The following is a 707-nucleotide window of genomic DNA, read 5'->3' as shown; positions in this document are numbered from 1 at the left end:
CTTGTGCTGGCGCGAAGCCTGCGCGAACAGGTCGAACTTCAGGGCGCTACGGGGTGTGATCATGGCAAGGAATGGGTTAGCTGGTCTTGGTCAACAAGTGACCGGCTGGGTTTTGAGAGGTTCCCTAATGGTGGGCAGGCCTATATCGGCGATGAAGCTTGGGCACATTTGGAGGCCGAGGCGGGTGCAGTAATGGCTCGGTTCATTGAAAAGTATGTGAGAGCGCCAGTTACTGAGATATCTGCGTTTGAAAAAGCGATTAACGGCGACCCAGCGAAACGACGCATTCAGCTGCTGGATTTGGGCGCTCGCGCCTCTGCCGGTGAAATCAGGATTACTCTCGGTTCACACGAGCGCGTGATTGCCCGCCACGAGGACCAATCGCTAGCAGATGACTCCGAAGATGGAGAAGAAGACTAATCGTAGTCGGGGTTCTGCCTTCAGCGGTGGCCCCGGATACTGCGACCGTAACGCGGTAACCGGGTAACAGCGCCCCGGTCGTCGTTACCGAGTCCGCCCTGAACAATTCCGCTCTCAACCGCAGACAGGTCGGCGGTTACCGTGTGCGGCGAACAACGCGGCGATGACCGCCTGCATCGGCAGCCCGAATCGGGCGCAAAAAAGCCGCAGCGCGGCCAGGATCAGGCGCAGGTCGTGCCCGGCACCGCACATCACCGCATGCAGCGCATCGCCCAGCGCGCCCTTGA

1 protein-coding gene and 1 pseudogene are annotated in these 707 nt (G+C 60.0%); one reads left to right on the top strand and one right to left on the bottom strand.

The genetic code is table 11. The annotated features are described in order from the left end of the window. Positions 1–420, top strand: a 420-nt coding sequence (locus AVHM3334_RS23755) for an ApaLI family restriction endonuclease (RefSeq protein WP_284415886.1), incomplete at its 5' end; no start/stop codon positions are given. Between the two features lie 114 nt (positions 421–534). On the opposite strand, the pseudogene AVHM3334_RS23750 reads toward AVHM3334_RS23755, so the two are convergent. Then, positions 535–707, bottom strand: a pseudogene (locus tag AVHM3334_RS23750) (IS5/IS1182 family transposase); the annotation flags it as partial.

The sequence above is a fragment of the Acidovorax sp. SUPP3334 genome (genome assembly GCF_030159055.1).
Taxonomy (GTDB): domain Bacteria; phylum Pseudomonadota; class Gammaproteobacteria; order Burkholderiales; family Burkholderiaceae_C; genus Paracidovorax.
This window is presented reverse-complemented; position numbering and strand designations above follow the sequence as displayed.